This is a genomic window from Allofournierella sp. (genome assembly GCF_017889395.1).
Classification (GTDB): domain Bacteria; phylum Bacillota; class Clostridia; order Oscillospirales; family Ruminococcaceae; genus Allofournierella.
The window spans coordinates 1-5,478 of the sequence record NZ_JAGHKE010000116.1 but is presented as its reverse complement, the minus strand read 5'-3'; the positions used below and the strand labels follow the sequence as shown (position 1 = coordinate 5,478).

The 5,478-nt window shown below is 62.6% G+C and carries 4 protein-coding genes; 1 reads left to right on the top strand and 3 read right to left on the bottom strand.

From position 1 onward, the window contains the following. The 3 genes from J7G73_RS12180 to J7G73_RS12170 form a co-directional block, all read right to left on the bottom strand. A partial coding sequence (locus tag J7G73_RS12180; protein WP_291246449.1) for an ATP-binding cassette domain-containing protein occupies positions 1 to 161 on the bottom strand: 161 nt, incomplete at its 3' end. A gap of 156 nt (positions 162 to 317) precedes the next feature. Beyond that, entirely contained in the window at positions 318 to 1,475 is a 1,158-nt protein-coding gene (locus J7G73_RS12175; protein WP_291246448.1) for a substrate-binding domain-containing protein, read from the bottom strand. 322 nt (positions 1,476 to 1,797) lie between these two features. Further along, on the bottom strand, positions 1,798 to 4,680 hold the full coding sequence (locus J7G73_RS12170) for a YhgE/Pip domain-containing protein (RefSeq protein ID WP_291246447.1): 2,883 nt from the start codon (positions 4,678 to 4,680) through the stop codon (positions 1,798 to 1,800). A gap of 216 nt (positions 4,681 to 4,896) precedes the next feature. Between J7G73_RS12170 and J7G73_RS12165 the strand changes: the two genes are divergently transcribed. After that, entirely contained in the window at positions 4,897 to 5,475 is a 579-nt protein-coding gene (locus J7G73_RS12165; protein ID WP_087181746.1) for a TetR-like C-terminal domain-containing protein, read from the top strand. Positions 5,476 to 5,478 lie beyond the last annotated feature (3 nt).

Here is a 5,478-nt window from a genome sequence, read left to right as displayed (position 1 = left end):
CCGAACAGGCATTTCATCAGGGTGGATTTGCCCGCGCCGTTCTCGCCCATCAGGGCATGTACGGTGCCGGGGCGGACGGTCAGGTCCACGTTATCCAGCGCCTTTACGCCGGGGAATTCCTTGCAGATGCCGCGCATCTCCAGCAGGGCCGGCTTGTCCATAATTTTCCTCCTCTCGCGGTCGCAAACCACCGTTTCGGCCACAGCCCGCCTTCCGGGCCGCGCCCGAAGCGGTGGTTTTGTCAGGGCGAAGCGGGGCTGCCGCCTGGCAGCCCCGCCTTGCCGGTTAGGTTTCAGGCACAAAGGATCCGGGAGAAATTAGTCCTCGGAGGTGCCGTCGTACATCTGGTAGGGAACGCGGATCTTATCCACGTCGGAGTCAACCACGAACTGGTCGGTGTTGGCCATCAGGTCAGCGCCGTCCTGTACGTTCTTGACCAGGGTGTTGATGGTGGTGGCCATGCCCACGGCGTCCTGCTTGATGGAACCGGTCATGTTGCCGGCCTTGATCAGAGCCTTGGCGGAGTCGGTGGCGTCCACGCCGAATACGGGGATGATGGTGGTGCCTTCGCCGTTGTTGTAGCCAACGTTCTGCAGAGCGGAGATAGCGCCCTCGGCCATGCCGTCGTTGTTGCAGATGATCAGCTCAACCATGTTGTTGTTGCCTTCGTTGTAGGAGCCCAGCAGAGAAACCATGTAGTCGTTGGCAGCCTGGGCGCTCCACTTACCGGCGGTATCAACCAGGTACTTGGTAGTAGCGTTGGCGTCGTAGTAAGCCAGCTCGGGCTTGCCGCCTTCGGTCAGCAGCTTGTTGGCGTCTTCCACAGCGTACTGGGTGCGGGCCTCGGCCTCAGCGTTGCCCTCCTGGCCCTTGAACAGAACGTAGGAGATGGTGCCGTCGCCGTTCAGGTCAACTGCGTCGTAGTTGGCCAGCAGGTACTCACCGATCATCTCGCCCTGCATGTGGCCGGCGTCGGGAGCGTTGGTGCCAACAAAGGCGCACTTCTCATAGCTGTTGATCACTTCGTTGTCGGCAACCTCGCGGTTGAAGAAGATCACGGGGATGTCCGCAGCGCGGGCAGCTTCCACGATATCCTTAGCGGGGTCGGAGGTGGAGGTCTCCACGATGTTCACGATCAGCAGGTCGGAACCGGCGGTGATAGCGGTCTTAACCTGGTCGGTCTGGGTGGGCTGGCTGCCGGCGGCATCCCAGTTCTTGGGCTCGATGCCCATGGCCTTCAGCTGCTCGTCCATGGCGGCGCGCACGCTGGAGATGTAGATATCGGAGAAGTCATAGTAGAATACATCCACCTGCAGGTCGCTGGTGGCGGTGGCAGTGCCGCCCTCGGTGGAGGTGGCGGTGGAAGTGCCGCCGGAGGTTGCGGTGGAAGCGGTGGAAGCGGGAGCGCCGCCACAGCCGGCCAGCATACCAATGGCCATTACGGAAGCCAGCAGCAGCGCGAGTTTCTTTTTCATTTTCGTTTTCCTCCTGTGATTGGATTCGGTTCTTGTGCCGTACATTTTCGCATCCCTCAGGATGCTTTCTCTGTGGTAAATTTTACCGCCTTTGGGGCGCAAAAACGATAGAAAAATCTTCTGTCTTATATCAAAAAGATTCTCTTTTCTCGCAAAAGTTTTTTCTGTTTTTTAATATTTTTATCAATTTCGCCAATGCACTCCCCTGATTTTTTGCATTTCGTGCAAAAAAAGCCCCGTTTTGTGCAGTTTTGCACAAAACGGAGCTTGGAACCGGCAAACGCCGGCTAAGGGGAGCGGGAGAAGATTTTTGATACCCGGGTCAGGCCAGGCGATGCTCCTCCAGCCAGACCATCAGGGTGGGCTTTTCGGCCTTGATGCGCTTTGCGCGCACCGCGAACACCAGAATGGTCAGCAGGGTGAAGACCACCAGCCATACCGCCAGGTAGGCAAGGCAGCCGGTCACGTCCTCGCCGGCGCAGATGGCACGGCGGAAGGCGGTGACGGTGTAGGTGAAGGGCACCCAGTCATGCAGGTACTTCACGAAGGAGCCGGAGAGCTCCAGCGGATAGGTGCCCACCGAACCGGCCAGCTGGATCACCATGAAGACCAGCATCAGGAAGCTGCCCACCTTGCCCAGCAGGTTGGTGAAGAAGTACATCACCGACATGAAGGTCATGGACGCCACGCAGGCCACCAGCAGGGTCTGGCCCATGCGGCCCGGCTCAAAGCCGTTGATGGCGTGCAGCGCGCCCACCATCACCAGCGCCTGCAGCAGCGCAATGGGATACAGCACCGAGGCCTTGCTCAGCCACCAGGCGGTGCCGCTCTTCAGTTTGCCCGCGTACTCGGTGAGGGGGTACATCAGGCTGAAGGCGATGCAGCCCACCCACAGGGCCACCGACATCATGTAGGGAGCCATGGCGTGCCCGTTGTTGGGCACCTGGGTCAGCTGGGTCTCCTCAGAGACCACCGGGGCGGCGAACATATCCACCACCGCGTCGCCGGTGTTGGTGGAGCGGATCTCGTCCGCACCGTCCGCCAGGCTGGTCTGGAGGGTGTTTGCGCCGTCGGTCAGCTGGTCGATGCCGTCGGCCAGCTCGCCGCTGCCGTCCGCCAGCTGCTGGGCGCCGCTCTGGATCTGGCCCGCGCCGTCGGTGAGGGCGGCCGCGCCCTGATTCAAAGCCGGGCTGTTCTGGGTGAGGGTATCCGCGCCGGTCACCAGCTGAGTGGTGCCGTCCTTCAGGTCCTTGGTGCCCTGCTGCAGACGGCCCACGCCGTCGGTGAGGGCGGGCAGCTGGCCGTTCAGACTGCTCATGCCGTCCTTCAGGCTGCCGCTGCCGGTGACCAGAGCATCCAGGCCGCTGTTCAGCTGGGCCGCGCCCTGACGCAGCACCGCGGTTCCCTGCTGCTGCAGAGCCGCGCCGCCGCTGGCCGCCTGGGCGATGCCGCCGGTGAGCAGGGGTGCCTGCTGAGCCAGCTGGCTGGTGCCGCCCTGCAGCTGAGCAAGGCCGTTCACCAGAGAATCGCACCCGGCCGAGAGCTGCTGTGCCCCCGCGTTCAGCGCGGGCAGGCCGGTGGTCTCATCCGTCAGGGCCGCGCTGCCCGCAGCCGCCTGGTCCACACCGGCGGTGTAGGCGAACAGGCCGGTCTGCAGCTGAGCCGCGCCCTGCTGCAGCTGGCCGAGGGCCGCGCTCAGGTCGCCGGAGCCGGAACCGCCGGCCGCATTGGCCATCGCACCGGCCGCGCCGGCAAGAGCCTGGGCGGCCTGATCCCGGGCTGCGTTGGCGGTGTTTGCGTCGTTGTAATCCTGCTGTGCCACATTGGCCAGCTCATTGGCCGCCGCGATCAGAGCATTCACTGCCTCCTGATCGCCGCTTTGGGCGGCGGCGGTATTGTCCGCGATGGTCTGGGCCAGAGCCGCCGGGTCCTGCGGGGCCACCGCGCCTGCCTGCGCGGCCTGAGCCGCGCCGTTCAGCTGACCGGCCAGAGCGGTCAGGCTGCCGGACACATCCGAGCCGCCCGCCGCGGCCGCCAGGGCATCCAGCCCGTTTTTCAGCTGGGCCGCGCCCTGGTTCAGTTCCTCGGATTTACCGCTCAAGGTCTGCAGGCCCTGATTCAGAGCGGCTGCGCCCTGGCTGGCCTTGTCCGCGCCTGCGGCCAAGCCCTGCGCGCCCTGCTGCAGGGCTTTCGCGCCCTCAGCTGCCTGGGATGCGCCCGCATCCAGCGCCGAGGCGGAATCCGGCAGGGCCGCGGTCTGGCTTTGCAGCTGGCTCAGACCCTCGTTCAGGGTTTTCAGATTGTCGTCCACCTGGGCCGCGCCTGCGGTCAGGCTGTCGCTGCCGGTCTTGGCCTGGGCCGTGCCCTGGGCCAGCTGGGCCGCGCCGTCGTTCAGCGCGCTCACGCCCTGGGCCAGTGCCGGGGCCGAAGCACCCAGCTGGTCCACGCCGTCCTTCAGCTGCTTTGCGCCGTCGTCCAGCTTCTTCGCGCCGTCCGCCAGCTGCTGCACGCCCTGGGTGTACTGGGCAAGGCCCTCGGTCAGGGTCTGGCTGCCGCTGCGGAAGGTCAGGGTGCTGTCCGCCAGAAGCTGCAGATTCTCCCGGATGGTATTGTTGCCATCCGCCAGCTTGTCTGCGCCGTCCCGGATCTCGCCCGCGCCGTCCGCCGCCTCCTGCATGCCGTCGCCCACCTCGGTGAGCTGGTCAAACATGGTCTCGGCGTAGGTCTTGGTCACCTCTTCCCGCACGCTGGCCTGAATCTCCTTCATGGCGGTCTCGCTCAGCTTGGAGGCGATATAGTTGGTGCCGGGGTTGGTCTCGTAGTTCAGCTCCATCTGTTTGGGCTGATCGTCGGTGAGGGTGGCCGCGTTGGCCGAGAAGTCCTGCGGAATGGTGATTACCATATAGTAATCCCCTGCCGCCAGCCCCTTGGCCGCGTCCTCCTCGCTCACCTGGTGGAAGTCCAGGGAGGCGTCCTCCAGCAGGCTGTCCACCAGTTCGGCGCCCACGTCCAGGGTCTTGCCCTCGTATTCCACCGGCTGGTCCTGATTCACCAGAGCCACCGGCAGGTGTTCCACGCTGCCGTAGGGGTCCCACATGGAGCCCAGAAACAGAGTGGTGTAGATGGTGGGAATGGCGACGATGGCCACCACCACCACCAGCATCAGCTTGTTGCTCAGCAGCTTTTTCCATTCATTTTTCAGCATAGAGCGAAAAAATCGCTTCCTTTCCTCGATCTCTCTCAGAAAATCAATACCGTGTTGTTTATTCGTCGCGATATTGCTTTTTCCTGCAAAGAGAATTATACTAAGCAAAGAAGAACAACACAACCGACAGTTTCCGTCGTAGTATCTATTAATAGACATTGCGTCGTGTTGTGTTGAACAGTCACAAATCTTTTACAAATGAAAGGAAGCGCACACATGGAGAAAAAGCCGGACCGGCGCATCCGCCGCACAAAAGCCCAGCTGCGCCACGGTCTTGCCCAGCTGATGGCCCAGAAGAGCGTGAACGAGGTGACGGTGAAGGAGCTGGTGGACCTGGTGGACATCAACCGCTCCACCTTCTATCTGCACTATACCGATATTTACAATATGCTGGAAAGCGTGGAGAACGAGCTGTTCGAGGAGATCCTGCACACCATCCGCACCCATCCGGTGAGCCCCTTCAACGAAAACAGCTTCCCCTTCATTGAGGACATCTTTGCCATCCTGTTTGAAAACCGGGAGATCTGCGCCGCCCTGCTGGGTCCCCACGGGGACATCGCCTTTCTGCACCGGATCGAGGAGATGCTCTCCCACTACAGCCTGGCCGCGCTGCGCCAGGCCTTCCCCGAGCGGATGGACGATCTGAAATACACCTACGCCTACTGCGTGGCCGGAGGCGTGGGCCTCATCAAGGACTGGCTGAGCCGGGGCTGCGAGGAAAGCCCCCAGCACATGGCCCAGCTCACCTTCCGGCTGGTGACCAACACCGTGAGCGATTTTTACCCCCACGCCTGATTA

Bases quoted from the DNA above. Each gene is read 5' to 3' on its own strand.
- J7G73_RS12175 (WP_291246448.1), bottom strand. From the start codon at position 1,475: ATGAAAAAGAAACTCGCGCTGCTGCTGGCTTCCGTAATGGCCATTGGT.
- J7G73_RS12165 (WP_087181746.1), top strand. From the start codon at position 4,897: ATGGAGAAAAAGCCGGACCGGCGCATCCGCCGCACAAAAGCCCAGCTG.
- J7G73_RS12170 (WP_291246447.1), bottom strand. From the start codon at position 4,680: ATGCTGAAAAATGAATGGAAAAAGCTGCTGAGCAACAAGCTGATGCTG.